Raw genomic sequence first — 25,556 nt, forward strand, 5'->3', positions numbered from 1 at the left:
TAGTAAATAATATACTCGCCTATACTAAATGTATTTTTTACACCAAGTAAATTTGAGATAAAAACATGGTTTAATCGGCAATTAAGCCACAAAAAGGTTATTACTTAGAATAATTCTACACAGTAACAATCATATTGCAATCTGATAATTTAACTTAAAAAATTTATTGTTTACGTTATATTTTTTCTAATATTACTAATTCAACACATAAGTAACCAAAATATAAAATCATAAAGACGATGCACAGAAGAGAAGCACTCAAAAACGTTGCATTTTTGCTGGGAGGAGCAATCTCGGCAAGTACAATGGGCGTGTTATTTGAAAGTTTTACGCTCCCCGAAAATGAAAAAAACTTCGTAAGCTATTCGCTTGAAGACGAAAAGATCTTTGCAGAATTTGCAGATGTTATTGTTCCGACGACCAAATCCTCTGCAGGTGCCAAAGCCGCAGGTTTAGGTAAGTTTATTCCAATGATGATGAAAGATTGTTACCCTGCCACCATGCAAACCTCCTTTGCACAAGGCTTTAAAGATCTTCAAGCAAAATCAATGAAAGATTTCGGAAAAAGCTATGTCACTTTAACACCAGCCGACCGCAAAAAGTTAATGATCGATTTGAGAGCAATCGCACTTGCTCAAAAAGATGGCCAATCAGAGGAGAACAAAGATTTAGCTTACTTTTTTATCACTGCAAGAGATTTGACCTTACTCGGTTACTATTCTTCAGAAATTGGTTGTACCAAAGCAAGGGAATATGTCCTTATTCCGGGCCGATATGACGGCAATGCGCCTTTAAAACCTGGCCAAAGATCCTGGGCAACCTAATTTCTAACAACAACTACAAAACATCATGAATTTAAATACTAATTTAAAAGCAGAAAATACTTACGATGCTATTGTGATAGGATCGGGGATTAGTGGCGGCTGGGCTGCAAAAGAACTTACTGAGAAGGGATTACGCGTATTGATGCTCGAAAGGGGAATGAACATCGAGCACATCACCGGTTACGAAACGGCAATGAAAAATCCATGGGATTTTAAACATGCCGGTAAACTTACCGAAGAGCAAAAACGTACCCACCCGGTACAAAAAAGAGATTATCCTTACCAGGAAGCAAACGAAAAATGGTGGGTAAACGATTTAGAATGTCCTTATACCGAAGATAAACGTTTCGATTGGTACCGCGGTTTCCACGTTGGTGGAAAATCGTTAATGTGGGGTCGCCAGAGTTACCGTTTTAGCGATCATAACTTTGAGGATAACAAAAAGGATGGTCACGGAAATGACTGGCCTATCCGGTACGCCGAACTTTCTCCCTGGTACGATTATGCAGAACGATTTGCTGGCATCAGTGGCTCTAAAGAAAACTGGCCTACCTGCCCGGATGGCGAGTTCCTACCTCCAATGGATTTAAACATTGTCGAAAAATCGGTAAAGGCCCGCGTTGAAGAACATTATAAAAAAGAACGTATCATCATGATTGGCCGGGTTGCCAATCTTACTGTTCCGCACAAAGGCCGTGGCAATTGCCAGTATAGAAATTTATGTAGCCGTGGTCGTCCCTTTGGCGCATACTTCAGTACGCAGTCTTCTACCCTACCTGCGGCAATGGCAACAAAAAGATTAACCGTTAGACCATACTCGATCGTAAATCATATCATTTACGATAAAGATACCAAAAAGGCAAAAGGTGTAATGGTAATCGATGCGGAGACTAACAAAACAATGGAATTTTATGCAAAAATCGTTTTTGTTAACGGTTCTACATTAGGTTCTACATTCGTGCTGTTAAACTCAACATCCGAAGCCCATCCAAATGGATTAGGTAATGGAAGTGGTCAGTTAGGTCATAACCTAATGGATCATCATTTCCGTTGTGGAGCCAATGGAGAAGCTGAAGGTTTTGATGACAAATACACTTATGGTCGCCGTGCAAACGGAATTTACGTACCAAGGTATCAAAACATTGGTAACGATAAACGTGATTATTTACGCGGTTTCGGTTATCAGGGCGGAGCAAGCAGAAGCAACTGGCAAAGCGATGTGGCGGAGTTATCATTTGGTGCAGATCTGAAACAAAAAATGACCACTCCGGGAAAATGGAACATGGGATTAGGCGGTTTCGGAGAGATGTTGCCTTATTACGAAAACAAGGTATATATCGACAAAACCAAAAAAGATAAATGGGGTCAGCCCGTATTGGCAATTGATTGCGAATACAAAGAAAACGAGAAAAAAATGCGTGTGGATATGATGAATGATGCTGCTGAAATGTTAGAAAAAGCTGGCTTAAAAAACATCAAAACATTTGATAATGGCTGTTATCCAGGCATGGCCATCCATGAGCAAGGAACAGCAAGAATGGGTAACGATCCAAAAACTTCTGTATTGAACAAATGGAACCAGATGCACGAAGTAAATAACGTTTTCGTAACTGACGGATCTTGTATGCCATCAATTGCGTGCCAAAATCCTTCATTAACATTTATGGCTTTAACTGCCCGTGCTTGCGATTATGCTGTAAAAGAATTAAAGAAAAAGAATATCTAGAAAGGTTTAAGGCCGCGAAGTATGAGGTTTAAGGTAAAAGGCGTAAGGTAGAAGGTTTAATTGCCCAAAAACCCTACACCTTTTATCCTGAACCTTTTTAAGGTAGAATGCGGAAGGTTTAATTACCTCAAACCCTACACCTTAAACCCCAACCAAAAACCTAATTAAAAAACAGAGCAAGAGGCGCAAGATTTAAGGCATAGGAAAATCACCCTAAACCTTTCACCTTACACCTCACACCTTTATAAAATGAAAAGAAAATTAAGAATGGGCATGATAGGCGGCGGAAAAGACGCCTTTATCGGCGCCGTACACCGTTTAGCTGCCAATATGGACGGCCTGATCGAATTATCTGCCGGAGCTTTAAGTGTAAATCCTGAAATTGGATACGAATCTGGAAAAATACTTTTTCTTCCCGATAACAGGATCTACACTAATTACGAAGAAATGCTGACCAAAGAAAGTGAATTGCCAGCAGACGAAAGAATTGATTTTGTAACCATTGTTACTCCAAACTTTGCCCACTTTGCTCCTGCAATGATGGCCTTGGATAAAGGTTTCAACGTTGTGATTGAAAAACCGATGACTTTGACTTTAGAAGAAGCTAAACAGCTGCAGGCTAAAGTAGAAGAAACCGGACTAACCCTTTGTTTAACACACACTTATTCGGGCTACCCGATGGTTAAGCAGGCCAAACAAATGGTAAACGAAGGCGAATTGGGTGCTATCCGTAAAATTGTGGTAGAATATCCTCAAGGCTGGTTAAGCACACTTTCTGAGCGCGAAGGCAATGCCCAAGCAGCCTGGCGTACCGACCCATCTAAAACCGGAAAAAGCGGTTGCATGGGCGATATTGGTACACATGCAGCACACCTTGCCGAATACATTTCGGGATTAAAAATCACTAAAATTTGTGCTGATTTAAACATTGTAGTGCCTGGAAGAGCCATTGATGATGACGGTAACGTATTGTTGAAGTTCGATAATGGAGCTAACGGCGTATTGGTGGCCTCACAAATTGCTGCCGGCGAAGAAAATGCACTAAAAATCAGGGTTTATGGCGAAAAAGGTGGTTTAGAATGGCACCAGATGGAACCAAATACACTAATTGTAAGGTGGTTAAATGCGCCTGCCCAGATCTACAGAACAGGTAACGGCTATATGGGTAGTTTTGCAAAACACAATACCCGTACTCCTGGCGGTCATCCAGAAGGTTATTTAGAGGCATTTGCCAACATTTATAAAAACTTTGCACTTACGGTAAATGCAAAATTAAATAATGAGCAACCTACAGCAGAAATGCTGGATTTCCCCGGCACTTCAGATGGAGTCAGAGGAATGGCATTTATCGAAAATGTGGTGGCTTCAGGCCAATCAGATCAAAAATGGTTCGACTATAAAATATAATACCCGGTATGACAACGATAAAAGGACCAGCAGTATTTTTAGCACAATTTATAAGTGACGAAGCTCCATTTAATTCACTTGATAGCATTTGCAAATGGGCTGCAGATTTAGGATTCAAAGGTATCCAGATGCCAACACTTGATGCCCGCTTTATTGATCTTAAACAAGCCGCAGAAAGCAAAACCTATGCTGATGAATTAAAAGGCAAAATTGCGACTTATGGTTTAGAAATTACTGAACTTTCTACTCACTTACAAGGACAGTTGGTTGCAGTTCACCCTGCTTATGATGACTTGTTTGATGCCTTTGCACCAAAAGAAGTACACAAAAATCCAAAAGCCAGGACAGAATGGGCAGTACAGCAGATGAAATATGCTGCCAAAGCATCGCAAAACCTGGGTTTAAATGCGCATGCTACTTTTAGCGGTTCATTATTGTGGCAGTATTTCCACCCTTGGCCACAACGCCCGGCTGGATTGGTTGAAGAAGGTTTTGCTGAATTGGCAAAACGCTGGACACCGATCTTAAACGAATTTGACCAATGTGGGGTTGATGTTTGCTACGAAATACACCCTGGAGAAGATTTATTTGATGGCGAAACTTATGAAATGTTCCTCACTGCGGTAAATAATCACCCTCGGGCATGCTTATTGTATGATCCATCTCACTTTGTGTTGCAACAATTGGATTACATTCAGTACATCGATTTTTACCACGAACGCATCAAAGCCTTCCATGTAAAAGATGCAGAATTTAATCCTACGGGCAAACAAGGCACTTTTGGTGGATACCAGAGTTGGGCAAACCGCGCCGGACGTTACCGCTCACCTGGTGATGGACAAGTTGATTTTAAAACCATTTTTAGTAAATTAGCCCAATATGATTTTAAAGGTTGGGCCGTTATGGAATGGGAATGCTGTATCAAAAACCAGCAAGATGGTGCCCGCGAAGGTGCAGAATTTATCAAAAAGAATATCATTAACGTAACTGATAAAGCATTTGATGATTTTGCAGCATCAGGTAGTGACAGCGCTTTCAATAAAAGAATATTAGGATTACAAGAATAACAATACACACAACATGAAACCTGCATAAGCAACAACGAATAAAATATTAACGCTTATGCAAGTTTGAATGCAATTAAAAACACACACAACATGAAAAAAACATTTTTAATTTTAGGCGCTGTAGTCATTTTTATGGCGTCGTTTTCAAAAGCCGATTTAGCGAAAGAGAAAACCGTGGTTGCAACGGCAACAATAACTAACCATGTTAGTTTTCAATCAAATCCAGGTGAAAAACTGATCAATAAATCAGATTGTTTAGGTTGCCACAACAAAACCAACAAAATTATTGGCCCTGCTTACGTAGAGATCGCAAAAAAATATCCGGCTACAGACAAAAACATCAATATGTTAGCGGATAAAATTATTAAAGGTGGAACCGGGGTTTGGGGAAATATGCCAATGACCGCTCATGCTACTCTTAAAAAAGATGACGCAAAATTAATGGTAAAGTATATTTTATCTTTAAAGAAAAAATAGTCGAATTCCGTTAGCAAATCGATTTACTAAATATGAAAACAGAGCAAGAAAATAAAAACACGAGTAACCGTCGTGATTTTATTAAAACTTCAGCAATCGCTGCAGCAGCCTTTATGATTGTTCCGCGCCATGTTTTGGGCGGAACAGGTTATTTAGCACCGAGCGATCGCTTATTGGTTGCCGGCATTGGTGTTGGCGGAAAAGGTCAAAGCGATTTAGATATGTTTTACAAAAGCGGAAAAGCAGATATCGCTTTTCTTTGTGATGTAGACGATCGCCGTGCAGCCAATAGTGTAAAAGCTTTCCCTAAAGCAAAATACTATAAAGATTGGCGTGAAATGCTGGATAAAGAACATAAAAACTTCGACGCTGTCTCTGTTTCTACTCCAGACCATAACCATGCCATCCAGGCTTTAGCAGCCATGCAGTTGGGCAAACATGTTTATGTTCAAAAACCTTTAACACACGATATTTATGAAGCGCGTATTCTAACCGCAGCTGCAAAAAAATATAAAGTGGTTACCCAAATGGGTAATCAAGGTGCATCTAATGATGGTCCACGCCAGATGAAAGAATGGTACGAAGCTGGTTTAATCGGCGACGTACATACGGTTTATGCCTGGACTAACCGCCCGGTTTGGCCTCAAGGTATTCCCTGGCCAAGCAAAAAAGCAGAAATTCCTAAAGAATTAGACTGGAATTTATGGTTGGGAACGGCTCCTGAAAAGGATTTTGTTGATAAATTGGTTCCGTTTAACTGGCGTGGCTGGTGGGATTACGGAACCGGTGCTTTGGGCGATATGGGTTGCCACTTAATTGAAGCTCCTTTTAGTGTATTAAATTTAAAATATGCTAAAGAAGTTGAGGCGAGTGTAGGTTCTGTTTATGTTGATGAATTTAAGCGTGGTTATTTCCCAGAAAGCTGCCCTCCATCAAGTCATGTTACCTTAAAATTTCCTAAAACCAATAAAACCAAAGGTGATGTTACTTTACACTGGATGGATGGTGGTATCCAGCCAGAACGCCCGGAAGAATTAGAAGCAAACGAAACTTTTGGTGATGGCGGTAACGGTACACTGTTTATTGGCACAAAAGGCAAAATGATGTCGGAAACGTATAGTGCGAATCCAAAATTATTGCCTTTAAGTAAAAACAAAGACATTAAAGTTGCACCAAAATATGCCCGCGTACCAGATGGTGCAAACGGGCACTACAAACAATGGGTTGAAGCAGCAATTGCCGGTTATGGCAAACAGGAAGTGAGCTCGCCTTTTGAAATTGCAGGTCCGTTAACAGAAGCTTTATTGATGGCCAATCTGGCAATCAGAAGTTTTGATATCCAAAAAACGGTAAACGATAAGATTACTTACCCAGGCAGGTACACTAAAATGTTATGGGATAATGATAACATGAAAGTGACCAATTTTGATGAAGCCAACCAGTTTGTAAAACGCGAATACCGTAAAGGCTGGAACAATTTAACTCTTTAATTATCACAAACCTCGCAGTTTTTTTAACCTGCGAGGTTTTATTCAAAAAAAATGAAAAAAATCTTTCTTTCTGCTTTTATCATATTAGCAGTTACGCAAATATCAAAAGCACAAAAAGGCTTTAAACCACTGTTCGATGGTAAAACTACAACAGGTTGGCATACCTACAACAAAACTACTGTTGGTAGTGGCTGGCAAGTTCAGGATGGAGCATTGCACTTAGATTTAGCTAAAAAAGGCACTGATGGCGGTGGCGATTTAGTTACAGACAAAGAATATGGCGACTTCCATTTAAAATATGAATGGAAAGTGGCTCCAAAAGCAAATAGCGGTCTGATTTTTTATGTTCATGAAGAACCTAAATACCATGCTACCTATTCTACAGGTTTAGAAATGCAGGTTATTGATAACGATGGCCACCCGGATGGAAAAATTACTAAACACCGTGCTGGTGATTTGTACGACCTGGTAAAAAGTTCATCAGAACCGGTTAAAGCGGTTGGCGAATGGAACAAAGCAGAGATCATTAGCAAAAAGGGTAAATTAACTTTAATTTTAAATGGTGTTGAAGTAGTAAAAACAACTCTTTGGGATGATAACTGGAAAAAAATTGTTGCAGGCAGTAAATTTGCAACATGGGAAAACTGGGGAACCTTTAAAACCGGTAAAATTGCCCTGCAAGATCACGGAGACGAAGTTTGGTACAAAAACATCTCTATAAAAGAATTATAAAATGGAAAATGTAAGAGGGAAAATGTATAATGTGAATGACAAAATCTCTCTTACAAATTCAGATGATGTTTGGTATAAAACATCTCTATAAAAGAACTATAAAATAGAAAATGTAAGAGGGAAAATGTATAATGTGAATTACAAAATCCCTCTTACTAAATCCAGTTAAAATATTATAAAATTGTAAGATGAGTTACGGGGATACGTTTCCATCATCCCTCTTACCTTAACCATTTTACATAATTACTAGCCAAATGAATAGCACTACTCGCTTTAAACTTTCTGCCATGATGTTCCTTGAATTTTTTATCTGGGGCGCATGGTTTGTTACCATGGGAACTTACCTTGGTAAAAATCTATTAGCAAACGATGTACAAATTGGCTCAGCTTATAGTACACAATCATTAGGTGCCATTATTGCACCATTTATCATTGGATTAATCGCAGATAAATTTTTCTCTGCACAAAAAGTATTAGGTGTATTGCATTTAGTTGGAGGTACACTTTTATGGGTTGCAGGAACGTCTTTAAATTTTGATGGTTTTTTCCCATTCATTTTAGGATATATGATTGCTTATATGCCAACTCTGGCATTAGTAAACTCAATCTCGTTCAAACAAATGAAAGATCCAGGAAAAGAATTTCCTTCAATCAGAGTATTCGGAACAATTGGATGGATTATTGCCGGGTTGGTAATTGGATGGTTAAACTGGGAACAGAGTGGCAATTTGATATTTACATTCAAAATGGCATCAGTTGCCTCAGTCATTCTTGGATTGTTAAGTTTCTTCTTACCGGATACTCCCCCAGTTAAAAAAGGTGAAAAAACAACTTTTGGCGAGATTATTGGCTTAGATGCAATTGGCTTGTTAAAAAACAAATCATATCTTTTATTCTTCTTAGCATCTGTTGCTATCTGTATTCCGCTGGCATTCTATTACAATTTCACCAATCCATTTCTTAATGAAGTTGGGATGAAAGGTGCAGCAGGAGTTCAGTCTCTAGGACAAGTCTCTGAAACCCTATTTATGTTATTAATGCCATTATTCTTTGCTCGTCTTGGAGTAAAAAAAATGCTAGCAATTGGTATGATTGCTTGGGTTATACGTTACCTTTTCTTTGCATTTGGAAATGCAGACACGAACTATTGGATGTTGATCGGTGGAATTGTGCTTCATGGCATTTGCTACGACTTTTTCTTTGTTACCGGACAAATTTATACTGACAGATTAGCCGGAGAAAAATTCAAAAGTGCTGCTCAAGGTTTTATTACCTTGGCAACCTACGGTGTTGGGATGTTAATTGGTTCGATCATATCAGGTATGGTAGTTAATAAATATGTTGTAGAAGGTGGCCACATTTGGCAAAGCATATGGATTATCCCAGCGGGTATAGCAGGATTAGTTGCGCTACTATTCTTAGTATTCTTCCGCGATAAAAATAAACCAGTTACAGAAGCTAACGCTATATAGCCATGACCCCGAACGTAAATAGAAGAAATGCTTTAAAGAACATCATCGCGGGAACTGCTGCAATTGGTGTTTCTTCAGGATTTTCAGCATTAGCAATGGATAAACCAGAATCAGATCAGCCGCTAAGGCTAAAAGGAAATATCAACCATGCCGTATGTCGCTGGTGTTTTAGTAGTTTTGATGTAGAAACACTTTGCATTGAAGCAAAAAAAATAGGTATTAAGGGCATTGATCTGGTGGGTCCGCAAGATTGGCCTACCTTAAAAAAACATGGTTTAGAATCAACCATGTGCAATGGTGCAGAAATTAATCTGGTGGATGGTTTTAACGACGAAAAATTCCATGAAAAGTTAATTCAGAATTATACCGCAATGATTCCGCTTGTTGCCGAAGCAGGATATAAATACCTCATCTGTTTTAGCGGAAACCGCCGTGGCAAAGATGATGAAACCGGTTGGAACAATTGTGTTAAAGGCCTGAAACAACTGATGCCATTGGCAGAAAAGCACAACGTGGTATTGGTAATGGAGTTGCTAAACAGCAAAGTTAACCATAAAGATTACCAATGCGACAGAACATCATGGGGAGCTGAACTTTGCAAACGACTAGGATCTGAAAACTTCAAGCTGTTATATGATATTTACCATATGCAGATTGATGAAGGTGATGTGATCAGGAACATCAGAGATTACCATCAGTATATTGCCCATTACCACACTGCTGGCGTTCCGGGAAGAAACGAAATTGATGATACGCAGGAACTGTATTACCCTGCCATTATGAAAGCCATTGCCGAAACCGGCTTTAAAGGTTTCGTTGCACAAGAATTTATACCCAAAAATGCTGATAAAATAGCCTCCTTAAAAAAGGCAATCTCAATTTGCGACATTTAAAAATATACCTATGATATCAAGAAGAAGTTTTATACTCAATAGTAGTATGGCTGCAGCGGCAGCACTTTTGGCTCCATCGTTCGCTTTTGCTGCCGATAAAAAAGCAGTAGGCTTACAATTATATTCTTTAAGGGACGAACTTCCTAAAGATGTAAAGGGAACCATTGCCAAGGTGGCAAAAGCTGGCTTCAAAGAAGTTGAAACCTATGGTTTTTCTATAAAAGATCAATTTTGGGGATTAACGCCTAAAGAATTTAAAGCGTTGTTAGATGCTAATGGTTTAAAAGCACCAAGCGGCCATTATGGTTTGGGCACGTATCTGTCTGATGGAAATACTACAGAACTTAAAGCCGCAATTGCAGCAGCAAAAGTACTTAAGAGCGAATATGTAACCATTCCATGGTTAGACGAAAGCATCAGAAAAAATGCTGATGACTATAAGAAAATTGCAGCCAGAATAAACGAAGCAGGTAAAATGTGTAAAGCAGCTGGTATCCGTTTGGCCTATCACAATCATAATTTTGAATTCGAAAAACAAGGTGATACTACTGGTTACGAAATCCTGTTAAAAGGAACAGATAAAAAATTGGTTGATTTCGAACTTGATTTATACTGGGTAGTACGCTCTGGTAACGATCCGATTAAATTATTTAGAGAAAATCCAGGACGCTTTACCATGTGGCATGTTAAAGATATGGATAAAGCCAATCCGGCATTAAATGCTGAAGTAGGAACGGGTTCTATCAACTTCAAACCTATTTTTGCTCAAGCTAAACTTTCGGGCATGAAACATTTCTTTGTAGAGCACGAAACCAATTACAAGCCAAATCCAATGGCATCTGTTGCAGCAAGCTGCGCATTCATTAAAAAAGAAATTATTTAATCTATTAGGCAATGAATTCAAGAAGGACATTCTTAAAACAAGCAGGATTAGCTGCCGGAGCGGCATTGCTAATTCCATCATTTGCTTTTGATAAAGCAAGTAAAAATGTTGGCCTGCAATTGTACACCCTACGCGATGAGTTGCCAAAAGATGTAAAAGGCGTTATCGAAAAAGTAGCAAAGGCCGGATACAAAGAAGTTGAAACCTATGGTTTTGCCAATGGAAAATTTTGGGACTTAACGCCTAAAGAATTTAAAGCCTTACTTGATGCTAACGGTTTAAAAGCTCCAAGTGGTCACTACCACATGGATGATTTTGTAAAAACAGGAAATACCGATAGACTAAAAGCAGATATCGAATCATCAGCTGCAATTGGTGGTAAATATTTCACCATTGCCGGCGCACATGTTGATATGAGTAAAGGTGCTGATGGTTTCAAAAAAACCGCCAGCGATTTTAACAAAGTGGCTGAAATTGCTAAAGCTTCGGGATTAAAATTTGCCTACCACAATCACGATTTTGAGTTTAAAAATTTGGGCGATACCACCGGTTATGATATTTACTTAACTGAAACAGATAAAAATCTGGTTAATTTTGAAATGGATTTATACTGGGTAGTACGCTCAGGTAATGATCCGTTAGCATTATTTAAAAAATACCCTGGCCGTTTCCCAATGTGGCACGTGAAGGATATGGATAAGGCCAAACCTGAATTAAACACCGAAGTGGGTAAAGGATCAATTGATTTTAAAACCATTTTTGCCCAGGCAAAACTTTCAGGTATGCAACATTTCTTTGTTGAGCACGAAACCAATTATCAGCCAGATCCAATTGGCTCGATCAAAACAAGCTGCGATTATATCAAAGCTAATTTGATTTAAACTTATCCAAACCCCGCAGTTTTTTTGAAACCTGCGGGGTTTATAAAAAACGATTCTAACTGTAAACTGCAAACTTATTTGGGCGTTACCCAAGCTACGCAAGGGTCGGGCTTTTCAGGGCTCCGCTTTGCTCCGGTACCAATAAAAATTGGTACTGAACCCTTACAATCCCTAACGCGGAACTACCTCACCAATGATTTCTTCATATTATAACGGCTGACTTAAGTTAATTAAACCTGATAGAACAGCAATACTTTTTAATTGCAGTGCCTATAAATTTTGCTATCTGCAACCGATAAAACAGATGCTTCGTGCCTCAGCATGACAGTTGTTGTTTAAAAAGATTATAGTGATAGCAGGACTGTCACAACCGATATGCACTAAAACCTGCTTTCCAAAATAAAAAACATCTATTGGCTTCCGAAGTTGCCCACTACCCCCATGTCATTAAGTTAAGGTTTTTAACCACAGATTTGCACAGATAAACACGGATTTTATATCTGTGCGTATCCTTTTTATCTGTAGTTAAATTATGTCCACCTAAGCCCGGGGCTTAACTTAATGACATGACTCCCTGCCCAACCCCGACAAAACTTCGGAAGTCTGTGCTCATACTTCATTCTTTAACCATATTTTCTATCGAAAACCAAAAATTTCAAACATTAAAAGCAAATTTAATTGGCAACAATAGGGATATCAGCTTAATTTTTAGCATATTTGAATTCATATCAAATAATTAATAATATAAAAAAAATTAAAATGAAAGTAGCAGTAGTAGGTGCAACCGGATTGGTTGGCACTGTCATGTTAAAAGTATTGGAGGAAAGAAATTTCCCTTTAACAGAGTTGATTCCCGTAGCATCAGAAAAGAGCGTTGGTAAGGAAATTACTTTTAAGGGTAAGAAGTTCCCAATTGTTAGCATGGATACTGCAATCAGCATGAAACCAGATATCGCGCTATTCTCTGCCGGTGGAAATACTTCATTAGAGCATGCACCTCGTTTTAAAGAAGCCGGGACAACCGTTATCGACAACTCTTCTGCCTGGAGAATGGATCCTGCAATTAAATTAATTGTACCGGAAGTTAATGCACACGAACTTTCTATCGATAACAAAATTATCGCTAACCCAAACTGTTCTACCATCCAAATGGTGGTGGTTTTAAAACCTTTGCACGATAAATACAAAATTAAACGTGTGGTGGTTTCTACCTATCAATCGGTTACCGGTACAGGTGTTAAAGCGGTTGAACAATTAATGAATGAGCGTAAAGGCATTGATGGCCCTAAAGCTTACCCATACGAAATTGATTTGAACGTTCTTCCCCATATTGATGTTTTCCTGGAAAACGGATATACCAAAGAAGAAATGAAAATGGTTAAGGAAACGAATAAAATCATGAGCGATGATAACATTAAAGTTACCGCTACAACTGTTCGTATCCCGGTAATGGGCGGTCACTCAGAGTCGGTAAATATCGAGTTTGAAAATGATTTCGATTTAGCCGAAGTTCGCAATATTTTAGAAAAAGCACCAGGTATAATCGTTGTTGATGATGTAGCCAACTTAAAATACCCAATGCCGAAAGATGCACACGAAAAAGATGAGGTTTTTGTAGGCCGTATCCGTAGAGATGAATCAGCTCCTAAAGCCTTAAACCTTTGGATTGTTGCCGATAACTTACGCAAAGGCGCGGCAACCAATGCTGTTCAGATTGCTGAATACCTGATTCAGAAAGAATTGGTTTAATCAATAAATAACTTAAGAAAAGCCTCGATTTATTCGGGGCTTTTTTATGCGCTCTAACAATGAAACATATCCCTATAACTTTAATTTATTCCAGACTGCTTATCGGTTTTGGAATCATTTTATTAAGTGTTTTACACGTTAGCTATTATTCCTTTTTAGCCATCACCTTATTATCCGTTGGTTTGCTAACCGATGTTTTTGATGGAATTATTGCCCGTAAGCTCAATATCTCTTCCGAAAGGTTAAGGCGGCTGGACTCTGGCATTGATCAGGTATTTTTTATTTCAGTAGCAGTTGCCACTTATATCCAATGTCCTGATTTCTTTAAAAACAACCTGGTCAAATTAATTATCCTTGGTGCTTTTGAAGCTTCAACTTATGCTTTAAGCTATATCAAATTCAAAAAAGAAATTGCCACCCATTCTATCGGCGCTAAAATCTGGACGCTAACCATATTCGCCACCTTGGTCGAAATTATGGTGCATTGCGAATCGGTAGTGCTCTTTGAAATTTGTTTTTGGCTCGGCCTGGCCACACGCTTAGAAATACTCGCCATTGTTTTTACCCTCAAAAAATGGACAAACGATGTACCCACCATTTATCATGCGGTGAGATTGAGGCAAGGAAAGGAAATTAAGCGCAATAAATTATTCAACGGATAGGGCTAAAAATTTAAAATATATAATTTAGCGATCGTAATCACTAAATTATATGTAAAAAAGAGATCGTAATCACTAAATTATATATAATTTAGTGATTAGACTTAAGATTTTGCTATATTTGAGAGAAGCAAAATTTGTAAGATGATTATCAGAAATCTGCAAAACCATATAGAATCGAAGTTTTTTAAACAAAAAGCCATTATTGTTACTGGTGCAAGGCAAGTGGGTAAAACCACTATGTTAAAGCAACTCGTAAAAAAAACAGAATTGTCCTTTGTTTTCCTAAACTGTGATGAAGCTAATGTACGCACCACATTAACCGACATCAGTATTGAGCGGTTAAAATCAATCATCGGTACTAACAAAATCATTTTTATCGACGAGGCACAACGAGTTACCAATATTGGCTTAACCTTAAAACTGATCGTTGATAATTTTACTGATGTTCAGTTATTGGTTACCGGTTCTTCATCATTAGATCTGGCTGTTGGCATCAAAGAATCGTTAACAGGCAGAAAATTCGAATATCAGCTCTTCCCTTTTTCAGTTGCAGAACTTGTTGAAGACACTAATGTGCTTATCGAAGAACAGGCTTTAGAAAAAAGATTAATTTATGGTACTTACCCCGATGCGATCAATTATCCGGGGGAAGAAAAAGAGCTGTTATTAAATTTGGCAAACAGTTATCTTTTTAAAGATATTTTATCCCTTACGGGCATCCGAAAACCTTTACAGCTCGAAAAACTGGTACAGGCATTGGCCTTACAGATCGGGAATGAGGTTTCTTATACTGAACTTGGACAAATGATTGAGGCCGATAAACTCACTGTTGAGCGTTACATCGATCTACTAGAACAATGTTTCGTGGTATTTAGGTTAGGTGCTTACAGCAGTAACCTGCGGAATGAGATTAAAAAGAGCAAAAAAATATACTTTTATGATACAGGGATCCGAAATGCTGTTATCGAAAATTTTGGCATGCTCGGCTTACGACAGGATGCGGGTCAATTGTTCGAAAATTATATTGTATCCGAATACATAAAGGCCAGTAATAATAAAAGAAAACATGCCAAATATTATTTTTGGCGCAGTTTTCAGCAACAAGAAATTGATTTAATAGAAGAGGTTGATGGAAAAATAAATGCCATAGAGATTAAATGGAATGCGAATAAAAAAGTAAAGTTTCCTTCAACTTTTTTAGATGCATACCCCACCAATGAAACATACGTTATAAATAAAGCTAACTACACCAGTTTCCTGGTATAAAATAATTGCCTGCAAAAAAATGAAATTTTTCAAAATATTGTCCCTATCGCTTTGTTTAACAATCGCAGCAAACGCTCAAAACAGGATCCAAAACATAGAAAAAGCCTTTAATAACTTAGTAAATGACGAACAGGCAAAACATGCTCTTGTCTCTCTTTGTGTTTTGGATGCAAATACCGGTAAAACGCTTTATGCTAAAAATGAGCAGATTGGTTTGGCTACCGCTTCAACACTAAAAACCATTACTGCTGCTACTGCTTTCAGCATTTTAGGAAAAGATTTTCAGTTTCAGACTACCTTGGCCTATACCGGAACCATTACTACAGACGGAATTTTAAAAGGAAACCTCATCATTATCGGTAGTGGCGACCCTACTTTGGGCTCGTGGCGTTATCAAAATAAAGAAAATGCTGTTTTAACACAATGGGTGGCGGCTATAAAAGCCACAGGCATAAAAAAAATTGAAGGTTCGGTAATTGGTGATGACCGTATTTTTGGTACACAAACCACACCTGAAGGTTGGGTCTGGCAGGATATCGGGAATTATTATGGCGCTGGCACTTCGGGTTTAGCTTGGCGTGAAAATCAGTTCGATATCCATTTAAAACCAGGGAGCAGCACAGCGGATGAAGTGAAAATTGTAAAAACTGTTCCTGCTACACCCTATGTGCAGTTGGTAAATGAACTCAAAACCGGTGCATCTGGTACGGGCGATAGAAGTTATGCTTTTCTTCCACCTTATAGTAACGTTGCCTACCTCCGTGGAAGTTGGGGAATCGGTATTACCAAAACAGGCATTTCTGTTGCCCTCCCCGACCCTGCTTTTGACTGCGCCTACCGTTTACAGGACACTTTGAAGAGATTGGGGATTTCGACCGGTCAGCAAGCCACAACGGCAAGGTTAATGACCTTGAACGATCAGGTCATTCCTTCGGTTACACAGAAAATAAACACCATCAGCTCACCGAATTTAAGCGAGATCACCTATTGGTTTCTAAAGAAAAGCATTAATTTATATGGCGAATCACTTTTAAAAACCATTGCAATAAAATCAGGCAAAGCAGGTACAACAAGTAAAGGCGTTGAAACTGAAGTCAACTTTTGGGCTGATAAAGGTATTGATAGAACAGCATTGAATATTATTGACGGCAGCGGACTCTCACCAGGCGACCGAATTACAACTTCGGCAATGGCGAGTGTGCTTTTTCAGATCCAGAAAGAAAACTGGTTCCCTGATTATTATAAAGCACTGCCAGAATACAATGGCATGAAAATTAAAAGCGGAACCATAAACGATGTTTCGGCATTTGCAGGTTATCATACGGATGCTGCTGGTAACAAATATGTGGTGGTGATCAATATTAATAATTATAGCGGAAACAGTATCAACAAAAAGTTGTTTAAGGTATTAGATGAATTAAAATAAACCTTATTTAAATACTATGACGCTTTTTGTAAAAAACCTTCAAACTGTTGATGGACTGATATCTAACCTATACAAGGATGTTTCAGTAGAAGAAATGACTAAAAAAGTTACCGAACTGATGGAACATCAGGGATATCAGGTGACTAACGATCAATTTGGCAATTTAATTTTAGAGAAAGGAAGCCGAATCAAAAGGCTTTTACTAGGTGCATTTGCTACCTATTTTAAATTTAGTGTAACCATGTCACAAAGTACTGAAAATGAACTTACGGTAAATATTTTTCAGCAGTCGAGTGGCATGTCGGGTGGTTTAATCGGTATGAACCAGATCAAAACAGAGCTTGCCAGGTTAAACTTTTTGTTTTCGAATATTTAAAGAAAGATTTTGACTATTCCGTGGTCTGTGTCCTCACCAATGCTATTAACTTAAGCTATTTATATGTTTGGTGAGCTCTGTTTTTCCTCTTTTTAAATGTTACCCTAATAAAGCTTCTGTCTGGTTTTATGGGTATTTTAGAAGATGCTATTAGTTTAATAAGAGATTGAATGATATGCTCTGGGTTTAGCGTATTTAGTATTTGGATAATTACTTTTCTAACAAACCTGAAAGCATTTTGCCAATTGTATTTATATTTTAGTTTTCTTTTTTTGTTCTTGTCGATCTCCTGCTGTGCCTGGATGCCTAATAAAGCTACCAGATTCATCATAAATATATGTGCTTCAAACTCCTGGAATATTCCATCAGGTTTTCGACAACCAAACTGCTCTAGTTTCATCTTTGGTTTTAGTTTTTTAAAGCCTTCTTCTACAGGCCATCTTAGGCCATAAAGCACTTTCATATTCTCTGTGCAGATATCATTCATATCAAATAAGGAAGAAACAAGTATTTCTATCTCTCCAGTTTTCAATTGGATTTTTGTAACCCTAACAACGATTTTTTCAGTATTTAACCCATGTTTTAAACAGGATTTTCTTTCATTTGGGCTTGGATCCCACTCTGTTATAAAATCGTTTTCAGTCTGTTGGGTTATCCGTTTTGCAAAACAGGACTGAGCGGTGCTTATGCGAATGCAGAAATTCTGTTTTACTGCGTAAAGGCTTTTGCAGATATGAAAATATCCAAACCCCCGGTCTAAAATAACTATGGATTTACGGCCTGGGAGTTCTTCAATGCATGCATCAAAAAGTGTTTTTCTGTTTTCTCCATCTTTGATATCCTTTTAGAAAGAATTGCCCCACTAAAAACATCATAAAACATAAAAATCTGTGCTAAACAACTTTTTACACTACCACCTTTTTCTGAATAGATTCCAAAAAAGTCTTTTATCTGCCTGGAAGGTGGTAACCCAACAGTAGAGCCATCACCGGCAATCAATTGATATCCCCTCCAAAGTTGTGAAGGGTTCTGTTTGTGGTAATCTGCCAGTATTTTGTTCAGATCCTTAAAAAAGGAGATGGATATTTTATATCGAGCCTTAGAAAAAGCTGCACCTGTTACCGCTTTTGAGGATAAACTAGGCAAAATTGTAGAAAGATTATACTCTACAGATTCTTTAAAAAGATTTAATACGATAGATACAACAACAGGGAAGCTTAAACTCCGCTTACGGGTAAAAAAGATTGGTTCTTTAAGGTATTGGGAAAAACTGTTTTTATCCTGAATGAAATCAAATGTTTTTTTTAGGAGCCACTTTATGTTGCTCCAATTTTTGATTCGAAGAAATTATACTCATTTACTTTACTTGTTTAATAGTTAAATATCAACATAATAATTTGATTTTCAAATATTTAAAACACTAAGTTAATAACATTGGTGTCCTCACAGACCACTCGTAAAACTAATTATTTACTTCCTATAATATAGCATTCATAGATAGTATACGAGGACACAGACAACGGATAAAATTAATATACTTCTTAAATAAATGGATTAATAATATCACATTAACCAATACTTCCAATCATATCGTCACCCTGAATTTATTTCAGTGTCTATCTAGCAGAAAAGATGCTGAAATAAATTCAGCATGACGATCGAGATAGATAAACTATTACTTCAAATACCTAAGCTATTATCATTCAAATAGTTCTGCCTAAATACCATCCAGGCTGTAATCATATTTGCCGGAATTAGCATTAATCCTAAGCCAAACATAATACATACATAAAAAAGGAAAAACAGGCAAAAAACGCCCATTAAAAATCCTTTAACCTGAACCCCATTCAGCAGAAGCAAACTTCTAAATAAAAGGATGGCGGAAAAAGCAAATGCAGCTAATTCGAGTGAAGTTATCAGGCCAAAACGGGTAGTCATCCAACATATTTCAGGCAATAATAAAATAAGATAATTTAGGCAGAAGCTGAAAAATACCTTGACCTTACTGAAAGGGAAGTTGGGCAAAAAAGACAAATATCGGTCATTAAAAATTCTTTCCTGATAGATTAGTACAACATGTGCCACAACAATACAGGAAGTAATGAGCATTAATAACCTCGAATTATCTTTAATATCAGAGAAAAGCATAAAAACGCTAGAAATTAACACCCATGAAAGCAGTTTGGTTAATAAATAAGCCAGTTTAGACCGGTTAAAAACCTGAAAAGTGTACAATAAAAAAACAGGTTTATTCCATTTCCTACTTATCCGTATTAACCAATTGGGTTTACTGGCTTCAATTAAACGATTACTTTCTTTTAGAACCATAAGAGCAACAGCGATAATCAACAGCAGCTGAAAGAGCAGAATTCCGATAGAAATTAAGTAATAACCAAATACGATCCCGATTATAATGGCATACAAAGTATAACACCAAACAGGAATAAATATAGAAGCCAACACCATACACCAGTAAAGAAACTGTTGTTTTTTTGAAGATGAAGTAAAACTATAATACAAAAATTCCTGTTGAGGCAAAACAAGTTGGTTTAGTACATATTTTAAGCTTTTATAAGCATATAATGCACTTGCAACAAAATAAAAAGCCATAATCAACGGATTGCTCACCAAATTAATGGTAAAGAAAAACTGCCAAAAGTCGATCTGATCAGGCATTACCGTACCCAAAGTATTGATGAACAAACAATAACTGACCAACATGACGAAAACAAATACCAACATTCCCGCATGAGTCCGGTAAAATCCATCAACAAATATTTTTCTTAAAGCAATGTTTGAAAGTGGAAGCATTAAAAGTTCAGGGTTAATTTTTTATCCACGATATTAATCTGTTTAAGTCCGGGTAATTTTAACTCATCTAAAGGTTGATGAGATGATAAGAGAAAACTGATCTTGTCTTTCTCATGTTTTTCGTTGATCCAACGGTATAATATTTCAAGAGATTCGGCATCGATCGTATTTAAAGGTTCATCCAACAAAATCAATTTTGGTTTCCCCAGGAAAGCCAATACCAGCGAAAGTTTTTTGAGCATCCCACTGGAATAGGAACCTAAAGGGTTGTTGATATAGCCCTGCATTCCCATTTCGGCAACCAGTATTTCCGCCTGACCAGCTCCAGCACCCTTCGCTTTTGCAAAAAGAGTAATCATCTCCGTTCCGCTTAAAAATTCTGGAAATAATGGCTCGGCAGCAGCAAAATTCACCAGTTTTCTGTAGGAAACACCATGATTTTTTAAATAAACAGTGCCTATTGCAATGTCGCCTTTAAAAGATAATATCCCTGCAATTGCTTTCAAAAAAGTACTTTTTCCAGTACCGTTGCTTCCTTTTATCCAGAAAATGCCCTCAGGAAGTTTAATATTATCTATCTTTAAAACAAGATGATCGAAATAGGATTTTTCAAATTGACTGAAGTGTAACATAAAAACATTTCATTTATGACTTCATGTTTATTAAAAAGTTACAGCCTTATCTCATCCCGACAAAATTTTAAACTAATGCAATTAATTTTACGCCCTTACCAACCAAGTGATATCGAAAACCTGGTTAAACACGCCAATAATTTCAACATTTCTAAATACCTGACTAATAAATTCCCTTTCCCATATGAGAAAAAAGATGGAGAGGCTTTTATCCAGCTGGCTTTAAGTCACGATCCCTTACAGATCAAAGCCATTGTGTTGAACGGCGAAGTAATTGGATCTATCGGCGTGCACCAACTCGCAGACATTTACAGCAAAAGTGCAGAAATGGGTTATTGGATTGGTGAGGAACATTGGGGCAAAGGCATTGTTGCGCTTGCGATAAAAGAAATGCTTAAATATGGATTCGGCACCTTTGATATCGAAAGGATTTTTGCAAGGACTACACATACCAACCTGGCTTCGCAGCAGGTTTTAAAGAAATCGGGCTTTATTTTCGAGGCAGAATTAAAAGGTACCATTTTTAAAAACGGAGAATATTTTGATGAGCTGATTTTTGGATTTAGAAAAAACCAACTCAGCTAACTACAGCATTAAAATTTTTGTTAAACCCGGGAGCTTAATGCATAAATTCGCACAAACCAAAAACAACAAAGCAATGAAATTATCAATCAAATCAATCGTGCTGTTTGTAGCACTTTTGGGTGCAGCAGATTTTGCAAATGCCCAGGAAGTCAAATTTCCACAAGCCAGTAGTGGCCAAACCATCATCCAGGATTTTGGATTAGGCAAAATAACTTTAAGTTACTCTCGCCCCAATGTAAAGGGCCGCAAAATTTTTGGCGGAATGGAACCCATGGGCACAGTTTGGCGCAACGGTGCAAATGCAGCAACACGCATTAAATTTACTGATGCCGTTAAAATTGAAGGTAAAGATTTACCGGCTGGTGAATATGGCCTGTTCAGTATTCCGGGTAAAAACGAGTGGACCATTATTTTCAGCAAAATTGCCGATCAATGGGGTGCGTATGAATATAAGGAAAGCGATGATGTGCTTCGTGTAAAAGTAAAAACTATAACTTTAAAGGATAAAGTGGAAACTTTAACCATGCAATTCTCTGCTGTTAGCGAAACTTCGACAACGCTAAACATGACGTGGGAGAACAGTGCATATGGCGTTAATATCACAACTTCTATTGATGAAAAAGTAATGGCCAATATTGCTGAAGCGATGAAAGGTGAAAAGAAACCATATTTTGCGGCTGCACAATATTATTTTCAACATGGAAAAGATTTAAAACAAGCTTTAGAATGGATGACGGAAGCAGAAAAATCAGATCCAAAAGCGCCCTGGTTTAAATTATGGAAAGGCCGTATCCAATTGAAAATGGGTGATAAAACCGGCGCAGCAACTACTGCACAACAAGGGATCGACGTTGCAACAGCTCAAAAGGTTGATGAATATGTACGCCTCAATTCTGAACTTTTGGCTGAAGCTAAAAAATAAATAGATTCTATATCGGTCGGTGAGACACCGACCGATAGATACAATCGATATGAGTGACGTATTCGATTAATCATTTTTTTGCCTATCAGCACGGTCTTGCCTCGGCTCGCCGCCGCCGATGGGCTCCTTCTTTTTGGCGTCAAAAAGAACCAAAAAACGCCGGCTTAAAATTTTTCTTTGGAAGCGAGTGGGCTGGCTAGGTCGGTGTTACCCGAAAAATTTGTTAGGCCGGATCTAAGCAGAACGGAGATATGGTACTTTGGCCTAGTTGGGCGAAAACCCGAACGACAGATAAAACACTTAAAATCAGAACACTACTAGCAAAAAAAACTAATAGCAACACTGTGTAACCAGACATTAATTAAGTATGGTTTTTCCTATAAATTACCGAACCTAAGTAATTTAAACCCGATTGAAATGGAAAGCCCACAGCGAAGCGAGGACTTGTAATGGAAGCGGGACCAACCCCAACCGAAGTACTGCTGCAACTGCTTTTCAAATTAATATCAATATTCTTATCCTTAATGAGCTGTCAACTTAAACATAAGTTTCAACCAATATTAACTTAAAATTAACCATCGGTTAACTCAAACAACTATCGTAACATTAAGCCTCAAAACGCTTTATTTATTTAAAAATTATACTAACTTTGATGTTGCGCTTAGTAATTGTACTTTATACACTAAGCAGGTTAAAAAATCAATAAAAAATCAAATAAAAATGAGCATAATCGTTAATGTCCATGCCAGACAGATTCTCGATTCGAGAGGCAATCCAACAGTAGAAGTAGAAGTAGTAACAGAGGCCGGCGCTTTTGGCCGTGCAGCTGTACCAAGCGGTGCATCTACTGGACAATATGAGGCTGTTGAATTACGTGATGGTGATAAATCTACATATTTAGGTAAAGGTGTTTTAAAAGCTGTAGAAAATGTAAATACTAAAATTGCTGATGCATTAAGAGGTATTGATGTTTTTGAGCAAAATACAATAGACAAAATTATGTTAGACCTAGATGGTACCGAAAACAAAGGTAACTTAGGTGCTAATGCTATTTTAGGTGTTTCTTTGGCTGCTGCTAAAGCTGCTGCTGATGAAATCGGTCAACCATTATACCGTTACATTGGTGGTGTTAACGCAAACACTTTACCAATTCCGATGATGAACATTATTAACGGAGGTTCTCACTCTGATGCGCCTATCGCTTTCCAGGAATTTATGATTATGCCGGTTGGCGCTCCTTCTTTCTCTGAGGCTTTACGTTGGGGAACTGAAGTTTTCCATAGCTTGAAAAAAATTCTTCATGATAGAGGTTTATCTACTGCGGTAGGTGATGAAGGTGGTTTTGCACCAACTTTTGATGGTACTGAAGATGCAATTGAAACGGTATTAAAAGCAATTGAAACTGCTGGTTACAAACCAGGTTCTCAAATCTGTTTAGCTTTAGATTGTGCTTCATCTGAGTTCTACAAAGATGGTAAATATGACTATACTAAATTTGAAGGTGCTACTGGTGTAATTCGTTCAAGCGAAGAGCAGGCTCAATATTTAGCTGACCTTTCTGCAAAATATCCGATTATCTCTATTGAAGATGGTATGGACGAAAATGACTGGACTGGCTGGAAAAGCTTAACCGATAAAATCGGCGACCATGTTCAATTGGTAGGTGATGATTTATTTGTAACCAACGTTACGCGTTTACAACGTGGTATCGACGAGGCTACTGCTAACTCAATCCTGGTAAAAGTAAACCAGATCGGTTCTTTAACTGAAACCATCAATGCCGTAACTTTAGCGCAAAACAGTGGCTATACTTCGGTAATGAGTCACCGTTCTGGCGAAACTGAAGATGTTACCATTGCTGATTTAGCTGTTGCATTAAACTGCGGACAGATTAAAACCGGTTCTGCATCACGTTCAGACAGGATTGCAAAATACAATCAATTATTACGTATCGAAGAAGAATTAGGTGAAAACGCACGTTTCATCGGTTCGAAATTCAAATATGCTAAGAAATAATTTCACTCTATATTTGTCATTCTGAGCTTGTCGAAGAACTTTTTGATAGGTGTTTCGACAGGCTCAACATGACAATTCTATTATTGTTAACAAGTTGAAAAACTTATTTGTAAAACATCCGGAGATTTTAAATTTTCGGATGTTTTTATTTTAATACTATATTTGTTCTGAGTTATGTGCATTATCTCAAATCACATATCTCAATACTCATATCTCAAACTATGAAACGTTTAATAGATCTTTTCCGCAATAAATATTTCCTTGCTACTGTCGCTTTTGCGATGTGGATGCTATTTTTCGATAAAAACGATATGATGTCGCAGTACGAATACCGTAGTCAGGCCAATAAACTGCAGGAAGAAAAAGAATATTTTGAGAAAGAAACCGCCCAGGTTAAAAAAGATTTAAACGAACTGAATACCAACCTGAATACAGCTGAAAAATTTGCTCGCGAAAAATACTTCATGAAAAAAGATAATGAAGATGTTTTCGTAATTATCCGGGAAGAGAAAAAGGACTAGTTTTCAGTTGGCAATTTGCAGTTAACAATTTAGCCAATCACAATTGAACAATCCGGTTTACGGTTAACCAGTTTTAACAATTAACCCATCTAATGCTCCACATTCTTTACATTATCGCTATAACAGCTGAAGCAATGACTGCAGCACTTTCTGCCGGCAGACGTGACATGGACTGGGTTGGTGTCTGCATTATTGCCTGGGTTACGGCATTAGGTGGTGGAACGGTTAGAAATGTATTATTTGGCCATTACCCAATGAGCTGGGTAGAACATCCGGAATATTTAGTGATTACGGCGGTAGCGGCTTTATTGGCGGCATTTATCGCCTCTATTATGACTAAACTCAAAAAGCTTTTTCTTTACCTTGATGCTTTGGGTTTAGTAGTTTTTACCATTATTGGCTGTCAGGTCGCACAGGAAATTCACTTACCTTATTTAATTGTACTTTTTAGCGGAATGATTACCGGTTGTGCCGGTGGGGTACTTCGTGATGTACTTTGTAACGAAGTTCCATTTCTCTTTAGAAAAGAGATTTATGCCAGTGCAGCGATAGTTACCGGCGCCATTTATATCGGCATAGAACATTTTCATGGAAGTGAGATGTTGGCGACCATTTCGGCTGCTGTTGTTGGATTAGCATTACGCTTACTTTCCATCCGCTTCGAATGGCACATGCCCAAATTTGTTTACAGGGATGAATGGCACTAGGTTAGTTTTTCCGTGGTGTCAGATGGTAACA

The 25,556-nt window shown here is 37.9% G+C and carries 25 protein-coding genes; 21 read left to right on the plus strand and 4 right to left on the minus strand.

Annotated elements, in window-relative coordinates:
• Positions 1-239 precede the first annotated feature (239 nt).
• From ACUN24_RS24885 to ACUN24_RS24960, 16 genes are all read left to right on the plus strand, one after another.
• Positions 240-824: a gluconate 2-dehydrogenase subunit 3 family protein gene (locus ACUN24_RS24885; RefSeq protein WP_132400640.1), complete on the plus strand. Its 585-nt coding sequence runs from the start codon at positions 240-242 to the stop codon at positions 822-824.
• A 25-nt stretch (positions 825-849) separates the two neighbouring features.
• Complete coding sequence (locus ACUN24_RS24890) at positions 850-2,550, plus strand: GMC oxidoreductase (RefSeq protein ID WP_445564936.1); 1,701 nt, start codon at positions 850-852, stop codon at positions 2,548-2,550.
• 249 nt (positions 2,551-2,799) lie between these two features.
• Positions 2,800-3,957, plus strand: a complete 1,158-nt coding sequence (locus ACUN24_RS24895) for a Gfo/Idh/MocA family protein (RefSeq protein ID WP_445564937.1) — start codon at positions 2,800-2,802, stop codon at positions 3,955-3,957.
• Between the two features lie 8 nt (positions 3,958-3,965).
• Positions 3,966-5,024, plus strand: coding sequence for a sugar phosphate isomerase/epimerase family protein (locus ACUN24_RS24900; protein WP_445564938.1), 1,059 nt, complete (start codon positions 3,966-3,968; stop codon positions 5,022-5,024).
• 90 nt (positions 5,025-5,114) lie between these two features.
• The gene (locus ACUN24_RS24905; RefSeq protein ID WP_445564939.1) at positions 5,115-5,501 is read left to right on the plus strand and encodes a c-type cytochrome; all 387 of its coding nucleotides are present in this window, start codon (positions 5,115-5,117) and stop codon (positions 5,499-5,501) included.
• Positions 5,502-5,533: 32 nt separating this feature from the next.
• Entirely contained in the window at positions 5,534-6,991 is a 1,458-nt protein-coding gene (locus ACUN24_RS24910; protein WP_445564940.1) for a Gfo/Idh/MocA family protein, read from the plus strand.
• A gap of 51 nt (positions 6,992-7,042) precedes the next feature.
• Positions 7,043-7,723: a 3-keto-disaccharide hydrolase gene (locus tag ACUN24_RS24915; RefSeq protein WP_167296760.1), complete on the plus strand. Its 681-nt coding sequence runs from the start codon at positions 7,043-7,045 to the stop codon at positions 7,721-7,723.
• A gap of 254 nt (positions 7,724-7,977) precedes the next feature.
• Positions 7,978-9,195, plus strand: coding sequence for a nucleoside permease (locus ACUN24_RS24920; RefSeq protein ID WP_445564941.1), 1,218 nt, complete (start codon positions 7,978-7,980; stop codon positions 9,193-9,195).
• A gap of 2 nt (positions 9,196-9,197) precedes the next feature.
• A complete protein-coding gene (locus ACUN24_RS24925) occupies positions 9,198-10,088 on the plus strand; it encodes a hydroxypyruvate isomerase family protein (protein WP_315419374.1) in 891 nt (296 codons plus the stop codon).
• 10 nt (positions 10,089-10,098) lie between these two features.
• A complete protein-coding gene (locus ACUN24_RS24930; protein WP_445564942.1) occupies positions 10,099-10,971 on the plus strand; it encodes a sugar phosphate isomerase/epimerase family protein in 873 nt (290 codons plus the stop codon).
• A gap of 11 nt (positions 10,972-10,982) precedes the next feature.
• Positions 10,983-11,852 carry a sugar phosphate isomerase/epimerase family protein gene (locus tag ACUN24_RS24935; protein WP_445564943.1) on the plus strand — a complete coding sequence of 290 codons (870 nt, stop codon included), beginning with the start codon at positions 10,983-10,985 and terminating at the stop codon, positions 11,850-11,852.
• 759 nt (positions 11,853-12,611) lie between these two features.
• A complete protein-coding gene (locus ACUN24_RS24940) occupies positions 12,612-13,601 on the plus strand; it encodes an aspartate-semialdehyde dehydrogenase (RefSeq protein WP_445564944.1) in 990 nt (329 codons plus the stop codon).
• A gap of 59 nt (positions 13,602-13,660) precedes the next feature.
• The gene (locus ACUN24_RS24945) at positions 13,661-14,263 is read left to right on the plus strand and encodes a CDP-alcohol phosphatidyltransferase family protein (protein ID WP_445564945.1); all 603 of its coding nucleotides are present in this window, start codon (positions 13,661-13,663) and stop codon (positions 14,261-14,263) included.
• 141 nt (positions 14,264-14,404) lie between these two features.
• A complete protein-coding gene (locus tag ACUN24_RS24950) occupies positions 14,405-15,529 on the plus strand; it encodes an ATP-binding protein (RefSeq protein WP_445564946.1) in 1,125 nt (374 codons plus the stop codon).
• Positions 15,530-15,548: 19 nt separating this feature from the next.
• A complete protein-coding gene (gene dacB / locus ACUN24_RS24955) occupies positions 15,549-16,955 on the plus strand; it encodes a D-alanyl-D-alanine carboxypeptidase/D-alanyl-D-alanine endopeptidase (protein ID WP_445564947.1) in 1,407 nt (468 codons plus the stop codon).
• A 16-nt stretch (positions 16,956-16,971) separates the two neighbouring features.
• Positions 16,972-17,331 (plus strand): hypothetical protein, encoded by a 360-nt coding sequence (locus ACUN24_RS24960; protein WP_445564948.1) that lies wholly within the window; start codon positions 16,972-16,974, stop codon positions 17,329-17,331.
• Positions 17,332-17,386: 55 nt separating this feature from the next.
• On the opposite strand, the gene ACUN24_RS24965 is transcribed toward ACUN24_RS24960, so the two are convergent.
• The 4 genes from ACUN24_RS24965 to ACUN24_RS24980 form a co-directional block, all read right to left on the minus strand.
• On the minus strand, positions 17,387-18,169 hold the full coding sequence (locus ACUN24_RS24965) for a transposase (protein ID WP_445565158.1): 783 nt from the start codon (positions 18,167-18,169) through the stop codon (positions 17,387-17,389).
• Positions 18,097-18,477: a hypothetical protein gene (locus ACUN24_RS24970; RefSeq protein WP_445564949.1), complete on the minus strand. Its 381-nt coding sequence runs from the start codon at positions 18,475-18,477 to the stop codon at positions 18,097-18,099. Before ACUN24_RS24970 ends, ACUN24_RS24965 begins: the two co-directional genes overlap by 73 nt.
• 534 nt (positions 18,478-19,011) lie before the next feature.
• Positions 19,012-20,142: a hypothetical protein gene (locus ACUN24_RS24975; RefSeq protein WP_445564950.1), complete on the minus strand. Its 1,131-nt coding sequence runs from the start codon at positions 20,140-20,142 to the stop codon at positions 19,012-19,014.
• A complete protein-coding gene (locus ACUN24_RS24980) occupies positions 20,142-20,774 on the minus strand; it encodes an ABC transporter ATP-binding protein (protein WP_445564951.1) in 633 nt (210 codons plus the stop codon). Before ACUN24_RS24980 ends, ACUN24_RS24975 begins: the two co-directional genes overlap by 1 nt.
• A gap of 75 nt (positions 20,775-20,849) precedes the next feature.
• Here ACUN24_RS24980 and ACUN24_RS24985 point away from each other — a divergent pair, with 75 nt between their 5' ends.
• From ACUN24_RS24985 to ACUN24_RS25005, 5 genes are all read left to right on the plus strand, one after another.
• Entirely contained in the window at positions 20,850-21,359 is a 510-nt protein-coding gene (locus tag ACUN24_RS24985) for a GNAT family N-acetyltransferase (RefSeq protein WP_445564952.1), read from the plus strand.
• A gap of 37 nt (positions 21,360-21,396) precedes the next feature.
• Entirely contained in the window at positions 21,397-22,281 is an 885-nt protein-coding gene (locus ACUN24_RS24990; RefSeq protein ID WP_445564953.1) for a DUF2911 domain-containing protein, read from the plus strand.
• Positions 22,282-23,001: 720 nt separating this feature from the next.
• Positions 23,002-24,297 carry a phosphopyruvate hydratase gene (gene eno / locus ACUN24_RS24995; RefSeq protein ID WP_025145766.1) on the plus strand — a complete coding sequence of 432 codons (1,296 nt, stop codon included), beginning with the start codon at positions 23,002-23,004 and terminating at the stop codon, positions 24,295-24,297.
• Positions 24,298-24,518: 221 nt separating this feature from the next.
• Entirely contained in the window at positions 24,519-24,818 is a 300-nt protein-coding gene (locus ACUN24_RS25000) for an FtsB family cell division protein (RefSeq protein WP_029286805.1), read from the plus strand.
• A gap of 92 nt (positions 24,819-24,910) precedes the next feature.
• Complete coding sequence (locus tag ACUN24_RS25005; protein ID WP_445564954.1) at positions 24,911-25,525, plus strand: trimeric intracellular cation channel family protein; 615 nt, start codon at positions 24,911-24,913, stop codon at positions 25,523-25,525.
• The last annotated feature ends 31 nt before the right edge of the window (positions 25,526-25,556 follow it).

The organism is Pedobacter sp. WC2501, from assembly GCF_052682415.1.